The 17,050-nt window shown below is 36.2% G+C and carries 15 protein-coding genes, 1 tRNA gene and 1 pseudogene; 1 reads left to right on the top strand and 16 read right to left on the bottom strand.

Annotated features, from left to right (window positions below):
* Positions 1 to 12: 12 nt before the first annotated feature.
* The 10 genes from WCQ00_00135 to WCQ00_00180 form a co-directional block, all read right to left on the bottom strand.
* Complete coding sequence (locus tag WCQ00_00135) at positions 13 to 1,926, bottom strand: DUF2339 domain-containing protein (protein MEI6041971.1); 1,914 nt, start codon at positions 1,924 to 1,926, stop codon at positions 13 to 15.
* Between the two features lie 127 nt (positions 1,927 to 2,053).
* On the bottom strand, positions 2,054 to 3,661 hold the full coding sequence (locus tag WCQ00_00140) for a DEAD/DEAH box helicase (protein ID MEI6041972.1): 1,608 nt from the start codon (positions 3,659 to 3,661) through the stop codon (positions 2,054 to 2,056).
* Positions 3,662 to 3,944: 283 nt separating this feature from the next.
* Complete coding sequence (locus tag WCQ00_00145) at positions 3,945 to 4,142, bottom strand: hypothetical protein (protein MEI6041973.1); 198 nt, start codon at positions 4,140 to 4,142, stop codon at positions 3,945 to 3,947.
* A gap of 68 nt (positions 4,143 to 4,210) precedes the next feature.
* Positions 4,211 to 5,047, bottom strand: a complete 837-nt coding sequence (locus WCQ00_00150) for an HAD hydrolase family protein (GenBank protein ID MEI6041974.1) — start codon at positions 5,045 to 5,047, stop codon at positions 4,211 to 4,213.
* A gap of 1 nt (position 5,048) precedes the next feature.
* The gene (locus WCQ00_00155; protein MEI6041975.1) at positions 5,049 to 6,953 is read right to left on the bottom strand and encodes a hypothetical protein; all 1,905 of its coding nucleotides are present in this window, start codon (positions 6,951 to 6,953) and stop codon (positions 5,049 to 5,051) included.
* 44 nt (positions 6,954 to 6,997) lie between these two features.
* Positions 6,998 to 8,128 carry a hypothetical protein gene (locus WCQ00_00160; GenBank protein MEI6041976.1) on the bottom strand — a complete coding sequence of 377 codons (1,131 nt, stop codon included), beginning with the start codon at positions 8,126 to 8,128 and terminating at the stop codon, positions 6,998 to 7,000.
* 6 nt (positions 8,129 to 8,134) lie between these two features.
* Entirely contained in the window at positions 8,135 to 8,509 is a 375-nt protein-coding gene (locus WCQ00_00165) for a phosphomannose isomerase type II C-terminal cupin domain (protein ID MEI6041977.1), read from the bottom strand.
* A 61-nt stretch (positions 8,510 to 8,570) separates the two neighbouring features.
* The gene (locus WCQ00_00170) at positions 8,571 to 9,845 is read right to left on the bottom strand and encodes a CapA family protein (GenBank protein ID MEI6041978.1); all 1,275 of its coding nucleotides are present in this window, start codon (positions 9,843 to 9,845) and stop codon (positions 8,571 to 8,573) included.
* Between the two features lie 17 nt (positions 9,846 to 9,862).
* Positions 9,863 to 10,426 carry a non-canonical purine NTP pyrophosphatase gene (locus WCQ00_00175; GenBank protein ID MEI6041979.1) on the bottom strand — a complete coding sequence of 188 codons (564 nt, stop codon included), beginning with the start codon at positions 10,424 to 10,426 and terminating at the stop codon, positions 9,863 to 9,865.
* A 48-nt stretch (positions 10,427 to 10,474) separates the two neighbouring features.
* Positions 10,475 to 11,200, bottom strand: coding sequence for a helix-turn-helix domain-containing protein (locus WCQ00_00180; protein ID MEI6041980.1), 726 nt, complete (start codon positions 11,198 to 11,200; stop codon positions 10,475 to 10,477).
* A gap of 173 nt (positions 11,201 to 11,373) precedes the next feature.
* Between WCQ00_00180 and WCQ00_00185 the strand changes: the two genes are divergently transcribed.
* Complete coding sequence (locus tag WCQ00_00185) at positions 11,374 to 12,285, top strand: inositol monophosphatase family protein (protein MEI6041981.1); 912 nt, start codon at positions 11,374 to 11,376, stop codon at positions 12,283 to 12,285.
* 118 nt (positions 12,286 to 12,403) lie between these two features.
* Here the strand turns inward: WCQ00_00185 and WCQ00_00190 are convergent, their stop codons facing one another.
* From WCQ00_00190 to WCQ00_00215, 6 genes and pseudogenes are all read right to left on the bottom strand, one after another.
* The gene (locus WCQ00_00190) at positions 12,404 to 13,297 is read right to left on the bottom strand and encodes a DUF4105 domain-containing protein (protein ID MEI6041982.1); all 894 of its coding nucleotides are present in this window, start codon (positions 13,295 to 13,297) and stop codon (positions 12,404 to 12,406) included.
* A gap of 194 nt (positions 13,298 to 13,491) precedes the next feature.
* A tRNA-Gln gene (locus tag WCQ00_00195) sits at positions 13,492 to 13,565 on the bottom strand.
* Positions 13,566 to 13,700: 135 nt separating this feature from the next.
* Positions 13,701 to 14,630, bottom strand: a complete 930-nt coding sequence (locus tag WCQ00_00200) for a permease-like cell division protein FtsX (protein MEI6041983.1) — start codon at positions 14,628 to 14,630, stop codon at positions 13,701 to 13,703.
* Between the two features lie 57 nt (positions 14,631 to 14,687).
* Positions 14,688 to 15,245, bottom strand: a pseudogene (locus WCQ00_00205) (prepilin-type N-terminal cleavage/methylation domain-containing protein).
* Between the two features lie 90 nt (positions 15,246 to 15,335).
* Entirely contained in the window at positions 15,336 to 16,016 is a 681-nt protein-coding gene (gene ftsE, locus WCQ00_00210; GenBank protein MEI6041984.1) for a cell division ATP-binding protein FtsE, read from the bottom strand.
* 42 nt (positions 16,017 to 16,058) lie between these two features.
* Positions 16,059 to 16,961, bottom strand: a complete 903-nt coding sequence (locus WCQ00_00215; GenBank protein MEI6041985.1) for a PCRF domain-containing protein — start codon at positions 16,959 to 16,961, stop codon at positions 16,059 to 16,061.
* Positions 16,962 to 17,050 lie beyond the last annotated feature (89 nt).

The following is a 17,050-nucleotide window of genomic DNA, read 5'->3' on the forward strand; positions in this document are numbered from 1 at the left end:
TGTGGACGTATCTTATTGTTGTTTTTTTGAAATAAAAGCTGTACTGATAAACATAACTCCCAAAATAATGAATGTAACAACACGTAATGCCAACTCCATTTGCCATACATCAACGAGTACTAATCTAAGTACAACCAAGACAAGAAGAACTCCTCCATACTTTTTTAGAATATCACTCCTGTTAAATAACCCAATAAAATACGTTCCTAATCCAATAACTGTATACATAAATAAGCTAACAAAGACCGCTGTATCTTGATTGAATATTACAGCGTGTGATGATAGCCAAATTATTACATAAAGATAAACTGTTGAGAATATTAGTGATAAATGATAGAAATCAAATTCAGGCGCCATTGAGTCTTTTTCTTTATTTAACCTATAGAACATTCCAAGAGTAGCTAGAATTACTCCTATCAGAAATAGAACAAAGAAGTCAACATGGAACATTCCCATTCCCCTTTCATATTCCCAATTAGAAGAGAAAACACTCTCCAAGGACATCGCCATTGGTATAACCATTAAAGCACCAAAGGCCTTTGATATTTTAATATTATTTGTTACCAAGAATGATGCGATAGAAACAATTGCCGCTTCAATAGCAAAAGCAATAATTAATGATTTACCACTTAATTCTACAGATGTGGCTATCGCTAAAAACAAAACGGCAACTAGAGAATGTATATAGAATAGCTTTTCGTTTCTTGTAGCTTGAAATACAATAAATCCTGAAACTCCGTATATCAACATCCACATAGATAACACAAGAGATTGATAAATCATAGGAACAAGACCTAGTGTAAGACCTAGAATAATTATTGTACTGACCACAGTTAGGAGTACATCATTTGAAGTAGCGCCAAACTCTACACTCTCTTCACTATTAACACCTCTATTTTTGGCCAATGCAACACTTCCATTTTCTGCGATTAGTGTATTGTCCTTTTTAATCAAACTCCAAGAACTAACAACAAGGTATAATAGTGATATTACGTATGCAAGTATAAGTGTTGTATATTTTGCAGAATCAGAGGCAAAGCTGTTTTGAGCATTCATCATTATAGGAAAACTGTAAAGTAGTATTCCAACTATTCCTATTGGATTACCAAATCTCCATCCCTTAACAATAGAAACCCAGATTGTAGAAATCGAAATAACAAGTAAATACAGGTAGATAGACACATAATCTAGATTCATTGATACATGAGATAGAACAGGAGCAAGAAGCGCTAATATTAGACCGTAAATTGCCAACTTTTCTACAGAGTATGCAAGGGCTGTAAGGCTTACATAGAACGAAACCAAGAATATTATTCCTAGCACTATCATTGGAGAGAAAAATTGATAGAAATATTGTCCAGATAGAACAGAAATAATAACAAGAGCAGCACCTAATGCTGTAAACAAAACTCCCTGTGTTTCATCCTTACCAAGTCTAATTGTTCCAAAAATTGATATAAACGATCCTGCAACAATACCAATTGCAATTCTACCTACGGGACCAATCCAATCATGCATAAATGCATAACTCACAAACCAACCAAAGCCAATTAGAATCATCAGTACTCCAAGTTTTAATAACCAGTTCTCTTGAATCCACGCAAGTACAGGATCAGGAGTACTTGTTTCAGGCTGATTTACTCTGGCGGGTTGACGATAAATAGGCTGACCCATTTCCGTCACCCCAACATACGTATGCGTTTCAGGATTATTAGCCCCATTTCTTTGTTCTGCATAATTTACGTCTGTTCGTTGAGAATCAGAAATTGAAACCTTAGATGAAGACTGCGAGACTCCTCCTTCTATTTCAGCAAGTTTCTGCTTAATCTTATAAACCTCTGACTTTAAATTCCGCACAGAACTACTTAAATCTGATGTCCTCGCGAGGAATATAATCCCTAAAATAATAAGTAAAAAATAAATCATAAATATGATGAACAATAAATAATTGGTAAATAATAAAACCTTCTTGTTTATAATTATACAACATTAAGCAAAACAAAACACCTCGCGTTTAAGCGAGGTGTTTTGTTTTTTTTGAAATCAGTATTACTTAGTCAATGAAAGTAAGAGCCTTACCTTTCTTATCACTTCTACCTGTTCTACCAATACGGTGAACATAGTCATCATGAGTTTCAGGTAATTCATAGTTAATAACGTGAGATACGTTAGGTATATCAAGTCCACGTGCAGCAACGTCAGTTGCAACAAGCATTTGAACTTCACCATCCTTGAAAGACTTTAGAGCACGTTGACGTTGAGTATGAACCTTGTCTCCGTGAATAGATGCTGCTTTGAAACCACGTTCTGCAAGCATTGTTGTTAGCTTCTCTACACCATGCTTTGTTCTTCCAAAAATAATAACCTTTTGAAATTCTGGATTGATCAATAGATCATGAAGAATATCAATTTTTGTTCCTCCCTTAACATAGACAACATCTTGATCAACGTTCTTTGCGGTATCTCTAGTTTTAACAGAAATACGAATTGGGTTTTTCAAGAAGTCATTAATGATTCTTTCAATATCAGGAGACAATGTAGCTGAGAAGAAAAGAGTTTGTCTTTCCTTTGGCATAAGACTCATAACGTATTTCATATCGTTAATGAATCCCATATCAAGCATACGGTCAGCCTCATCAAGAACTAAGTTCTTGAAGTTTGAAAGATTTAATTTCTTTCGCTCGATAAGGTCCTTCAGACGTCCTGGAGTTCCAATTATAAAGTTGTTGAAATATCTTAGTTCAGAAATTTGTCTTCCGATTGGCGCTCCACCAACACAACAAACTGAATAGATTTTTAATCCTTTAATAAAAGATTGTAATTCTTGATCAATTTGAATAGCTAGTTCACGAGTTGGGGCCATTATAATAGCCTGCTCATCAGGATTTATAAGAACCTTGTTTATAAGTGGTAAAAGAAAAGCTGCTGTTTTACCAGTACCTGTATTTGCAATACCTACCAAGTCTTCCCCATTAAGAATATGGGGAATTGTTTTATCTTGAATTGGTGAAGGTGTTATGTAACCTTTTGCGATTACACTTTTCTTTAGAGTTTCTTCGATTTTAAAATCGCTGAAAGTATTCTCTGGTACGTAAACCTCTACCTTGTCATCAGTTGTAGCTTTGTTGATGAATCTTGAAACATCAAGACGTGCACCACCTCTTGCTCCACCGCGACCACGGTTACCACCAAAGTTTCCTCTGCCACCGAATCTACTTGCTCCACCTCCAAATCCACCGCGTGAACCACCGTTTCCTCCGGCGTATCCACCACGACTTCCTGATGAAGCTCCGTATGAAGAACCTCCACCAAAAGATGAACCGTCACGTGAACTTGCACGTGAGCTGTATGAAGAACCACCAGATGAACGTCCACCAGCAGATGATCCGCTGTATGAAGAACCACCATGACTTGCGCCAGATGTTCCTCTTGATGATCCACCATAAGATGAACCACCACGTGATGCACCGTATGAAGAACCTCCAGATCTTGGGGCGCTTGATGAAGTGCTTTTATTTAATGAACCACCGTATACACCAGTAAAAGCAGCGTTACTAGCTGATCTTGGAGCACTAGAACTACGAGGCGCTGATTTACGAGCTCCTCCTGTTGTACCACGAGTAATATTGTTTCTATTGCTAGAAGTTGTTTTATTATACATATTATTTAAGACTCTTTCTAAAAAGAAAGAGGTTTGATTTCCATTTATTTATGGAAAACTGAATTAGTCTTTAGAGATATACGTAAGGCGACTAGAAATCTCTAAAGTTTCGAAAAGTATATAGTTTGTGTGAAATATCCACGCAAAACCCATGAGAGATTAACTTACCCCTGTAGTATGTACTATTTTGATGCTTTTGTCAAATGAGCGATTGGGTGCTTATTGAGCAACCAAAAAACCCCGAGATTCGGGGTTTTTTGGTGTATTGAGATTAACTCTTTACTTATGCGACTACTTCTTCTGCTGCTGGAGCAACTTCTTCAACTGGGGCTACTTCCTCTGCTGCAACTGTAGCAACTTCCTCTGTAGGAGCTTCTACTGTAGCATCAGCTGCAACCTCTGCAGAGGCCTCAACTGTAACCTCCGCTGCAACTACTGCATCATCAGCTACACCTGTAACAATTGTTTGTTCATCTGTCATATAATTATTATAAGATTAGATATTATTAAAAACGACCAAGGGAGTATACTACACATGTTCTGTATGTACTAATTTATTAGTTTTTCTATAATTTTTTTTGTCTCCTCCGGTCCACTTACCTGAATACAATCAACACCCGTCATTTTTGCAGCATAGTCATTTCCTCCGGGAAATATTTTATCACCAACAAAAACCATCTTGATGATTGGAATCTTCAAGAATTCTTCAAGTTTATGAATTCCATATGCTTTATTCACCCCTTTCATGGTTATATCAATTGATGTAGATCCACCCATTGATACATCAAAATTTGGAAGTCTCTCCTTAAGAATATCAACTGCAACCTTACGTTTTGCTCCATTTGGATCCCAAGCATTCTTAAGCTCAAGCGGGGCTTCTTGTCCAAGCGCCGAAAATGTTATTTGTGATTCCCTATCCTCAATAATTTGCCCATATGTTTTTTCTGGAGTTTCTATACCAGCTTCAAGTAATGCCTCCTTAAGCGTTTTCAAAATAGTTTTTTTGTCATCCTCAGATAAATTTTCTGAATACTCTTCATACCAGACTCCAACTGCACCCACTTTTTTTCCGCCAGAATTTTCCCTTTCCCCTTCACGTTCACCAATCATCTTCCAAGAATAAAGTCTGGTACCTGAAGTAGGTAATAAAAATAAATTTTGAAAGTACTTTGCAGAAAGTTCATCTTTAGGCAAATTTCCTAAAAATTGTTTCTCAAATTGAGCATATTTTCCACCAGAAATAACAGCGACCTTTCTTCCTTCTAGGAGTTTAATAATTAGGCCTGCCATCTCACTATCCAGTGCAGACTTGCTGGCAGCAAGGGTTCCGTCTAAATCGAAAATGATTAACTCTTTCTCCAGACTACCTTTATGTTCTAAGCTCATATTATATTCTTAGTTTATGCAACAAATCCTTCAAAACAATTGTTGCAACGCCAATAACACTGTCTCCTGCTCCATAATAAATATAAGCTCTTTCATCTCTTAGAACCAAACTACATGGGAATACAACCTTAGGAACAAGACCATTTAATTCATAAGGATCTTCTGGCTCAAAAATTGGAGCTGCAGTTCTTGCTTTTACAATTGTTGGATTTTCTAAATCCAAGAGCACAGCACCCACACGATACGTTTTATTTTTTGAAATACCATGATACAAAAGAAGCCATCCTTCTTCTGTCTTTATTGGAGGGCCTGCAATACCAACCTTAACACCATCCCACATACCAGGTTGCGGATTCAATACTTCTATACATCTACTAATTTTTTCTTTAGTAAAATCAAGTGTTGCAACAAAGTCTGCGCAAATACTTGTGTTAACTCTGTGTATTATCATGTACTTACCACCAATTTTCTCAGGAAAAATTACAGCGTCTTTATTAGGTATATTTGACGGAGTAATAACATTTGGCATTTCCCAATTATCCCATTTTCTATTCACAAAATCTTCAATAGAAATGGAACTTACTGCAACACGCGGGGTAACACCATCATAGGCAGTGTATGTCATGTAAATTCTTCCTTCAATTTCTATAATACGAGGGTCTTCACATCCATAATTTCCACTAGCTCCAATGCTTCTTTCAAAATCGGTACGGGGTGAATAAATTGGAGTATTAGGCCTTTCGTCGATTTTTAAACCATCACTACTTACAGCATAACCAAGGACAGAGAGATTGGTTGACGATGCTGCTCTGTAGATAATATGAGTTTGACCGTTAATATTAATTGCCGCTGGATTAATTGTTCCACCAGCTTCCCAAAGAAGCCCTTGTCGTGGAGTGATTATTGGATTCCCAGCAAAGCGCTTAAATTTATGTTCAAGCTTAGAATCCGTCATCATATCCAAAAGATTTTCCATATATATAGTAGCTGTAGCACAGTGTGTATCAGCTGCTCCGTAGAATATTTCCAATCTTCCTTCCTTAACTAGTGCTCCTGTTGGAAATACAATATTTATAATATGCCCAGTCTTTTCATAATATGTATCAGGCACCATAAATGGACCCTTTGTTCTTCCCACAATACGTCTTGGATCTACTAAATCAAGCAAAACGGCCTCAACACCAAAAACAGGAGCCGAACTATTGTATTCCTGAATATGTGAATATATAAAAAGCCACCCCTTATCTGTTCTTATTGGAGGTGTCCCCATCTCAACCTGTTCATTATCTTTTCTTCTAAGAATTATTTTATGAACATCCATGTGCGCCATCCACTCTATCCACTTATTTTCATTCCACATATCTTCAACGTTATCAAACTCTGCATAGCAAATATCGGACATTTTAAGATCTGTATTTACAGTAAGAAGCGCTGCAAACTTTCCATTTATTTTTTCTGGAAACAGGACCATCGCCTTTGCATTAAAGGGTGTAATAAGGTGTTTCTCCCTAACTGTTTCCAAATCATCAGATATTGCAACAGCAACCTTTATATTGTCCGATGAATATGGGTAACCCCCAAGTGCTGTATAAAAAATATAATATGTGTCATCAACCTTGGTAATTCTTGGATCCTCGCAACCAGCTTTATCGTAATCTGTATTTGGACCAAAGAAAACTTTCCTATCTTCAAAATGCACCCCATCATCTGCTATTCCAACACCAATTACAGAAGTACTTATATACGGGTACAAAAGAAGGTCTGGGCGTGACATTGCTCTATAGAAAAGATATGTCTTATCTCCTTTTACTATTGGACACCCATTAAACGATGCGCTAGCCTCCCATGGATGATCCTTAATTGGTGATAATATTGGATTGTGTTCTGATCTGGTTAATGTAAACATGTTTTATTCTTTGGTTATATTTTATTTATTATCGATATCTTTTCCTAAACCTTTCCGTAGGTTACCAACCAATCTAATAGTGGTTTCAAAGGGGTCTTTGCAACACAAACATGTTTATCACCACCTCCATAATAAACATACAGATCATCATCTTGAAGAATTGCACCTGAAGCATATACAACACCCGGTTTTTCATCATTCTCATAATTCTCTACAGGCTCAAGTATTGGCGAAGGAGAACGATACAAAATCTTTGTTGGATCTTCAAAATCCAAAATCATACATCCTAACTTATATTTATTTGGATCACTCTTATCCATTGCGTGGTACAAAAGTAACCAACCGATTTCTGTTCTGATAGGTGGTGATCCCGCACCTCTTACCCAATTATCCCACTGATCCTCTCTTCCTCCTGAAGGCGCGGAGCTTTGAATAAATTCTTCATCGATACGATCAATGTCATCAATATATCCAATTCTAATTTCTGGAGAAATACTGTGAATTACAGCAAATTTTCCATTTAGCTTTTCTGGAAATAATACCCAATTTTTATTTATGTCTTTTGCAGATGAAATAAATTTTGGTTTTTTCCAATTCCATTTTCCTTTTTTAAAATCCTCCATTGAAATAGAGGTCAATGCCATACGCACTGATCCCCAACCTTCAAAAGCTGTGTAGGTCATGTAAATACGATCACCAATCACAACTGCCCTTGGGTCTTCAGTTCCTCCCCATCCTCCACCAGAAGCGTAAACCATTGGATTATAAAAATGCGGTCTATCCTCCTCGCATTCATTTTCTATACAAAAAGTTGAGACAGAGACATAAACAGGATAATTATACCTTTCATCAAAAACAATTCCGTCCTGACTATTTGCATATCCAATACGTGAAAGTCCATCATCCCCCACAGCTCTGTATAACATATGAACAACACCGTCATCATCTTTTATGATTGCAGGGTTGAATGTTCCAATGTTCTCCCATTTATTTAGGAGAGAAGGACTTATAACAGGATTGTTTACATTACGATCCAGATGAATACCGTCTACGGAGACTTCTGGAGTCTTAATTGAGATCTGCTTCTTTCTGAAAATCGAAACGATAAGCACCCCTAGAAATATAATCGCTAATACCCAAAATGGGTTTGTTATTATTTCTTTTAAATTAGGCATTTATTTTTACTTTACTCTATTGTATTTATCCTCAATACGAACGATGTCTTCCTCATCAAAAGTTCCGTATGCTATTTCTAAAAAAGTGACATTCTCATCACCAGCTTCAATTCTGTGTAACATCTTTCTAGGAATGAATAGCTCAAGACCTGCTTTTATTTCTATTTTCTCTTCGCCTACTGTAGCTATTCCGTTACCAGAAAGGATGTACCAGAACTCATCACGCGAATCATGATATTGCAAACTAAAAGCTTGACCACTGTTTACAGTAATAGTCTTTACCGTACAGGGTAAATTTTCCACAAATTTTACAAAATCACCCCAAGGGCGTTTTTCCTTATATGATTTTGGGGGATTTTCTATTGTAAATTGTGTTGTCATTTGCATTGATTATTATATCACAACGTGCCCTTTTTTTGTCTATTTGTTTGTACTTATTGCATTACCAGGCCTTAATCTTTGTATTTACAAAGATTCTATACTTTTCTAGGTTGTCTTGTTCTCTTTTGGAGACATTAATGCTTACTGGAATTTTATCAGCATCGAGTGGTAGAACTGTATAATATTTGTTTCCATTTTTGTCTGACCCTCTCTTTACCCATGTACCCATAAAATCTGGTGTTATAGACAGAGTACTACTGCCATTAACCCTGCTGGGATTAATTTCTTTTGTAATTTCAAGCTTAAGTATTCCTCCAAGGTCCGTATATGGATTGGTCATTCCAGACACAAAATTTCCAAGTGAATATATAACTAGACACTTTTCACCATTAGTACTTTTCAAAAATGTTATAGGTTCCAGTACATGAGGATGATCTCCTAGAACAATATTTGCACCACTGTTACATGCCAGCTGTGCAAGTTCTCGTTGAGATGCATTCTCTTGTAATTTATACTCTACCCCAAAATGTAATGCTGTCACAATTACATCAACATTTTGTTTTTTTAAATCATTTATGTCCCTTACTATTTGCTCTTTATTAATATATGAAAGCATTCCAGATTTACTTTTAGGTAATGTTAGGCCGTTTGTATCATAAGTATATGAAACAAAACCAAATTTAAGTCCGTTCTTTTCAGTAATTTGATAATTAGAAATAGGTGAAACAATTCCATTTGGTAATGAACTTGTGCCAGATAGAGCAATTTTAGTATCGGGCTGAATTCTAGCACCCAATCCAATTAAGCCAGAATTCTCGACATTCTTAATTGTATTCGTAAGGCCTACAACACCCCTATCGAGCGCGTGATTATTTGCCAAAGACACATGAGTAAAATAATTATTTTTTAATTCAGTTAATATTTCTGCAGGAGCATTAAACCTTGGATACCCAGAGTATTTTAATTCCTTTCCTGCAATTGGCGTTTCTAAATTAGCATAAACAATATCCGCATTATTTAAATACGGTTTTATGTTTACAAAAAAACTTGAGAAATCATATTTACCATTTTTTTTATTATAAGTAGCATCAAGTTGTGCCTGATGCATCATAATATCTCCAACAGCGAGAAGCGTCACCTTTCTAACCACTGGGGCCGGCTCAACTTGTTTTATAGAGTCAGCTCCCGCAACCTGCGCGGAGAGACTTGATTCTACTTTTTTAAAATATTTACCATATTGTGTGTTTACAAAAAAACCTCCGATTATGAAAACAGCTGTTGCTGTTAGGTAAAATGCATAATGACTAATTCTTCCTGATTGATTTTTGAGTATCATTTTATATTATATCTTTATTATTCAGCTTCATTAAAATTTTCAGCATTTTGAATCATAAATTCCCGAACACTTTTTAATGCAATATTTCGCATTGCAAAAGAAGACCTTTCTTCATCTAACATTTCGGCGTATGTTTTATCATATCCATCTGGAATGAATATAGATGACCAGCCAAAACTATTTGTGCCCTTTGGTGAATCAGAAATAGTACCAGACATTGATCCATCAAATAGATGAACAGTTTCTCCATCGCAAAAACCATAGCAAACTTTAGCTGTACATCTCCTATCTTTTCCATCAATAAGTCTACAAAGGCCTTCATTTTCAAGTTCTTTTAAAAACCATTTAATTAGTGGGCCAGGCAGTTTTCCCAAGGCATGAAAAACAAAAGAGACATCCTCCACAAGAACAGGTTTTCCAATTTTACTATATGCACGCAAAGCTTTATCTTTTACAATTTCTTCTAGATCTAAAGATTGTATTTCTTCCAAATCAAGTGAATGATGGTCTATTTCAAGACCTAGGTACCTACTAACCTCTTCGGCCTTTCCAGCATTTCCAGTTATAAAGGTTATTTTCATACATTTAATATATCATATAACACCCCGGGGAAGAACTTCTTTTTAATGCTAAAGTTTACTGTATAGTAATTTAAAAATTTTAGTTTGAAACTGAGCAATCATCTCATTTTCTATAACAATTGCTGTCTTACTATTATAATCAATCAAAGCCACCTTATTTCCATAAATGATTTGAGTAATATTTAAATCAAATAAATTATAACTATTTGGTACCGTTCTGACAGATCTGCCAAGTTTTGCATGACCAGCATTTTTTGAGGATTCATCTGTAATAACTAATCTTTCAAGGGATTTCCTATCTCTTATAATTTTATAATCTGCCGGAACATATTTTTTGCGGGATAATGTCAGTCCAGAACTGTATCTATAATAGATAGCGTTTTTGGGTAAACTATGTACAACATCTGAAAACACAGCCTTGATTGCACTATCACCTTCTGTAAAGGTAACGATTGGTTTCTTGTCTCTCATTTTATAAGTCTCATGAAGTTCATGGATCTCCGCATTAAAGTTATCCTCCAAATCATTAAAAAGTTTTTCTAGCTTTTCTGGAGATTCTGCAACATACAACTTATACTTACCTTTTGGCATAGCATTAACTAACCCCAAACTAGATAGATTTGGTAATGCCTTATAAACAGTTGGCCTATGTAATTTTGTCTCTCTTATAATATCTGAAATAGAAGCAGGACCTAGTTTCAAAAGACCCTTATAAATCAAGGCTTCTTCTTTACTCATCCCTATTTGTTCCAGTACAGTTTTGTTTATTTTCATAAGTTGTAATGTTTTGTTACAACTTAATATATCACTATTAACTATGTAAATCAAGGGTGCTACAGCAGGCTCTCTGTTTAATGTACAAATTTTAGCATTTTCAAATACAAGTTTGTTGATTTGAACTATAGTTTAATCAGAAAAGAAATTAACAATTAACAGCAAACAAAACCATGAAAAACAAAATCGAAAACACTAGGGTTAAGCAAATTGGGAATATCATTCTTCAAAACCTTGTTCCACAGGCAATACAAATAATTCAAGATGAATGTCATGACCTGACTATAATCAAGAAGGTTGGCTATGATGGAGTGAAGCCTGACCTTGCAACTAATGGTGACAGAAAAGCACAGGAAATGTACATGCGAGAAATCGCCAAACACTTCCCTGACTTTGGAATCATCGCCGAGGAAGATGGGGTTGCCTTTGATGGCAAAGATAATGGCGAGGATGGAGAGAAGGGCGAAGATATATATTTCACTATTGATCCACTAGATGGAACCAAGGCGTATGAACGTGGTGCAGGACAAGGTGTTGGAACAATGATTGCCCTCTGTAAAGACAACGATGTCATTGCAGCTTACATCGGCGACGCAAACACTGGTGAGACATACGGTTTTGCAGACATGGAAAAAAGAGGCGCAGCCATAAGGCAAAGATTTGGTGTAACAACCAACTTAAAGCCCAGAACTGATAAACCTCTAGCTGAACAATATGTACTCTTGCGTGAAATGCCTCGCAAGCAACCCGAGTTAATTAATAAAATGATTAACGATATAACAGCAGGTGGGCTATTTAAGGACGCTGAGGTTACAGGAGGAAGTATTGGTACAGCTTTTGCAAGGTTGTGGAAGGGAGAGGTTGGAGCGATGGTTCTTCAGCCAGGATTCAATACACCATGGGATCTTGCTCCAACACTTGGTATTAGCCGTAGGCTTGGCTACAAGTTTTTCAAACTTTTAGATGGTAAACTCATTGAGAATGAGCCAATGCTTACAAAGACTGTTGTTGAGAAACCATACACAGAAATTGTTGTCCATGAAGCTCATGAAAAGGAATTGATGGAGTGGTTGAAGGTTAATTAACAGCGGAATAAACCGCAATGCCCCGGCGCCAGAATGGCGCCGGGGCATTGCAAATGTTTAAACGTTTCCGTTCAATATACTCGTGCTATATCCAATCATAAAAAAACAATTCCTTCTGTTAGAGATTATCCATCCCTGGCCTTCTGATTAATGTAGAATAATTCTCAGCATACCCAGTTTTTTGAGAAATATCTGTAATGTAAAATTTCTTTCTAGCCTGATCTATAGTAAGTTTTGTATCGATTAACCCACTATCTAACGCCATCTTATCGGCATGACTTGTAAGCACTACTTGCCAGTCAAAAGACGTTAACATTCCTGGCCAAAGTTTGTTCACATGTCCTGCAATACTTGATGTACAATTTGCAAAGATAGAGTTGTACCATGCAGGGTGAATAGATAACTCGTTCATTCTATTTAACATATCCACAAGCAATAACTTACCATCTTTTTGATTAGCTTTAAGTGGGTATATATAAATGTCAGCCTTGAATATATTTGCACGAACATAAATAGCATCCCTCTCGTCCGTTGCAATATACATCAATGGAAAAGTACGAATAGTTCCATTCACCGGGCTGTATTTTTGACCCTTTGTTAATCTTCCTTCAATTGTAATTACCAAAAATGAATTATCTTCAAATTCAAATGATAAAAAGGTATGAGCAAAAGAACTATCTGGACTGAATGGAGCTGTTATGTACCAAACTTTTTTTAACTTATTCAAATCATAGGTTTTATCATAGTACACCTCAATAGTTGGGTTCCCATTAGCATCATATTGAAAATTTCTGACATTTTTGACCGTGACTAAATTATCTTTAAATTCAGCTGTAGACAGTACTTTTAAGGTATCCTTCCAGTCTCCATCAGTTGGAACTTTTTTTGTTGCTTGCCAAATGATAAAAACAGCGAGGATTATACAAATTAGAGACAGGGTGAATTTTAGTATTTTTCTGAATTTGAAGCCCTTCCTGATTTTTGCCATGTGAGATGGTTTCGTGTTTTTCATTTAGTTCATTATAAAACAAAAGCAATACAATTACACGCAAAAATCAAAAGATTTTTATATATTTTACGCTTAAAAACATTGTCCCTCGCTAAGCTCGGGATGATTTAGGCTAATATTGATGCGCTTCGCACCTAATAAGAGGAACATCTACGTCAAAATCTGCTGATTTTGACGCGATTTTTACGCTTAAAAATTGGCTGCGAGACTTGGACTCGAACCAAGATAGCGCCCTTCAGAGGGGCGCGTCCTACCATTAGACGATCTCGCAATGTAAATAAAGAATATCATTTTAGACTCTCATAAACAAGGGGTTAAAAATAACACTGATTACCACTTCAAAAACAAAAGCACCCCCTGTATGTTGGATGCTTTTTCTAGTTTACCAACCATATTATGAAACGTTTTAGACCTTCAAATACTTCTTCACCGCCAAATAACTTGAAACAGCACCGAGAATTAGTCCTGTTCCAACAACAACCATAAACATCTGTCCAAAATTTGAAACATAGTAGCTAAAGATATTTAGCCCAGTTCCAAGATTAAACGTAAGCGGACCAACATAATAAGTCATTGGATATAATAGAATCAAGGTTATAATTCCAGCTACGGCACCATACATTAAACCAACAGTAACAAACGGACCTCTAATATACATTTCACTAGCACCAACTAATCTCATAACAGCAATTTCCTCTCTGAAGATGTAAATCGCCAATCTAACGGTATTAAATGTTATTAAAATTGAAACGATTGCAAAGAACGTCACCACAATTGTTCCAAGCTTCCTTGAAGAATCCATTATTCTATTAAGCGCATCAATTGCTTGTTTATTGTTAGAATAGTTTACTCTATCAACAATACCCGCGCCATTTCCATCGACACCAGTTTTCTGACTATCCAAGAATTTTACGATTGACTCATATTGTGAAGGATTCTTTGCTCTAATATTAAAGCTAGCTCCAAGTGGGTTTGCCCCAATTTCATCTAATGCTTGAAGTGTAAGCTCATCATCTTGATGTCTCTTTCTAAATTGAGTTAATGACTCCTCTCTTGAAACAAATGTAGCTGAAGCAACTTCTGGCAAATTCTTAATAGACTTTTGAAGTGAAGCTATGTCTTCATCGCTTGCGGATTGAGTTAAATAAACATTAACATCAACCTTACTTTCAATTGATTTCAATGTCGATGTTAGCATCGCGCCAATAAAGATGATTGAAGATATGACGAGTAGTGTCACAATCATCACGAGAACCGATGCCAGAGAAACTGATCCGTTTCTCCAGAAACTTACAAAACCTGACTTTAATGTTCTTTTTATATTTGTCCAAATCATAAGTTTATTATAACCCCATATGTGGGAATTACAAAATCATGAAAAATAGATATACGGTTAGTTTCCAGCACAATATGACCGGTCCCAGACATAAGGATCCGTTGGACCCACCAATTCCTTATTTAAATAAGAAATACCCACGTCTATAGGATTGTTTTGTTTATCAAGTACATACAAATTAAAATAATATTCGTTAAAGGATCTTTTACCCCCACAATCATAACCCCAACTACTATCCCAAGATAAAGGAGAAAGGTAGCTAACATTAACTGTGCCATAATTTGGGATAGTTTTTAGAATAGATATTAAATCTCCATTATACATTTTTTTTAACTGTAGATCAGCCGTAATATAAGTTGTAAAACCTCCGTCACTCCATACTGTATCACCAGGATCAAAATTAACATCACATTCACCATACTGACACAACGAAGAGGATGGGTAGTGACCGTAAGCTGTTCTGTACACTTCCAAAGACTTCATGAACTCCTCAAGAGAACTTTTAACCTTGGACATTTGCGCTTTTTGCCTAGCTATATTAACAGAAGCCAACACAATAGATGAAAGCAAGGCAATAATCGATATAACCACCAAAAGCTCAATTAAAGTGAATCCTGCTTTTTTACTATTACCACCCCCCCCCTTGCTAGTTTTTTGTTTTTGAAAATATTCATTTTACTAGTTTTTCAGGTTTTTTTCTTTTTATTACACAACAAACTCCCCTGTCTCACTATCCATAACAATCGCACCATCCTTCATTGAAATAACTCTTTTACCAACATGATCCACCACTCCAGTGTTATGTGTAGTTAGGATGACGGTTGTTCCAAGATCATTGATCTTTTTAAGAATCTGAATAATCTCATAGGCGGTCTTTGGATCTAGATTTCCAGTTGGCTCATCGGCAATAATAATGTCTGGTTGATTAACAATAGCTCTTGCGATAGCCACTCTCTGCTTCTCTCCACCTGAAAGTTGGTGAGGAAAGTTATGCATTTTATTACCAAGATCAACTAACTCTAGAACATGAGGAACATCAGCATGAATCTCTTCCTCATTTCTTCCTGCGGCTTCCATTGCAAAAGCTACGTTCTCATAGGCAGTTTTGTCGGATAATAATCTAAAATCCTGAAACACAGTTCCAACACGCCTTCTGTATTCATTCATATCAGACTTTCTTATTCCATGAATATCAATATTTTCAAAGGTTATAATTCCCTCTGTAGGTTTCTCCTCCGCTAAGATCATTTTAAGCAAAGTTGTCTTTCCAGCACCTGAGTGCCCCACAATTGAAACAAACTCTTTTGGTTTGATTAATAATGAAACATTATCTAACGCAAATGTATTATCAGCGTATTTTTTTGAGACTTTGTCGAGGAATAACATATAGAGATATTATAACCCCATATGCGGTTTTTACAAAATGCTTTATTCCGCAAAGAACTTTTTCTCTGCCTGTATAAAATCGTCCAGATCTCCACTTAAAACATTCTCCACCTTACTAGTCTCCTCCCCAGTCCTATGATCCTTAACCATTTTATATGGATGAAGTACATATGATCTTATCTGATTCCCCCACTCGGCATCCGTAGTCTTGCTCACATATAAACCTTTTTCTTTTGCCAGTCTTTCTTCTTCTTGATGTGCATATATTTTGGCCTTCAACATTGCAATTCCTTTTTCTCTATTCTGTAACTGCGAACGTTCAGTTGTAACATGCACAGACATTTTTGTTGGCTTATGAACAATCCTAACTGCAGTTTCCCTTTTATTTACATTCTGTCCCCCAGGACCTCCGGCTCTTGCATAGGAGTATTCCAATTCATCTTCTGGAATTTCAATATCAACTTCCCTTTCAAATTTTGGTACAACCTCAACCATAGAAAAACTTGTATGTCTTAATTGTTTTGAATTAAACGGAGAAAGTCTAACAAGCCTATGCACTCCTGACTCATGTTTTAAAGTTCCGTAAGCGTTCTTTCCATCTATGTCAAAAGAGACATTTCTGTATCCTCCGTGATCATTTTTGTGTTCGTGAATCAAGGTCATACTCCAGCCTTTTTTTGAGATGAACTTCTGATACATTTCAAATAGCATTCTAGAGAAATCTTCTGAATCATCCCCTCCAGCTCCTGAGAAGATTGTAATAATAGCCGAGCCTCCGTCATAAGGGCTTCCACCAAGACCGCTTGCAAGCTCTGTTTTTAGGTCCTGAAGCTCTTTTATTGTAGCCTGCGCTGTTGTTGAATCATTCCAAAAATCAACAGCGTTCATTGCTGATTCTATTTCAATTATTCTAGCTTCTTTTTCTTTTTTGTTTAGATTATTCATGTTTTTAGACCTGATTAAGCATATTTTCCTAACACGATTCGCATTACTCCATCTACTCCGTGACCCTTCCCTTTTATTGGTATTTTAGC

The sequence above is a fragment of the bacterium genome (genome assembly GCA_037127815.1).
In the GTDB taxonomy this organism is placed as follows: domain Bacteria; phylum Patescibacteriota; class Minisyncoccia; order Phycocordibacterales; family CAIZLB01; genus CAIJKW01.

Bases quoted from the DNA above. Each gene is read 5' to 3' on its own strand.
- WCQ00_00155 (MEI6041975.1), bottom strand. From the start codon at position 6,953: ATGTTTACATTAACCAGATCAGAACACAATCCAATATTATCACCAATT.
- WCQ00_00140 (MEI6041972.1), bottom strand. From the start codon at position 3,661: ATGTATAATAAAACAACTTCTAGCAATAGAAACAATATTACTCGTGGT.
- WCQ00_00170 (MEI6041978.1), bottom strand. From the start codon at position 9,845: ATGATACTCAAAAATCAATCAGGAAGAATTAGTCATTATGCATTTTAC.
- WCQ00_00180 (MEI6041980.1), bottom strand. From the start codon at position 11,200: ATGAAAATAAACAAAACTGTACTGGAACAAATAGGGATGAGTAAAGAA.
- WCQ00_00200 (MEI6041983.1), bottom strand. From the start codon at position 14,630: ATGATTTGGACAAATATAAAAAGAACATTAAAGTCAGGTTTTGTAAGT.
- WCQ00_00215 (MEI6041985.1), bottom strand. From the start codon at position 16,961: ATGAATAATCTAAACAAAAAAGAAAAAGAAGCTAGAATAATTGAAATA.
- ftsE (MEI6041984.1), bottom strand. From the start codon at position 16,016: ATGTTATTCCTCGACAAAGTCTCAAAAAAATACGCTGATAATACATTT.
- WCQ00_00165 (MEI6041977.1), bottom strand. From the start codon at position 8,509: ATGACAACACAATTTACAATAGAAAATCCCCCAAAATCATATAAGGAA.
- WCQ00_00185 (MEI6041981.1), top strand. From the start codon at position 11,374: ATGAAAAACAAAATCGAAAACACTAGGGTTAAGCAAATTGGGAATATC.
- WCQ00_00160 (MEI6041976.1), bottom strand. From the start codon at position 8,128: ATGCCTAATTTAAAAGAAATAATAACAAACCCATTTTGGGTATTAGCG.
- WCQ00_00135 (MEI6041971.1), bottom strand. From the start codon at position 1,926: ATGATTTATTTTTTACTTATTATTTTAGGGATTATATTCCTCGCGAGG.
- WCQ00_00190 (MEI6041982.1), bottom strand. From the start codon at position 13,297: ATGAAAAACACGAAACCATCTCACATGGCAAAAATCAGGAAGGGCTTC.
- WCQ00_00150 (MEI6041974.1), bottom strand. From the start codon at position 5,047: ATGAGCTTAGAACATAAAGGTAGTCTGGAGAAAGAGTTAATCATTTTC.
- WCQ00_00145 (MEI6041973.1), bottom strand. From the start codon at position 4,142: ATGACAGATGAACAAACAATTGTTACAGGTGTAGCTGATGATGCAGTA.
- WCQ00_00175 (MEI6041979.1), bottom strand. From the start codon at position 10,426: ATGAAAATAACCTTTATAACTGGAAATGCTGGAAAGGCCGAAGAGGTT.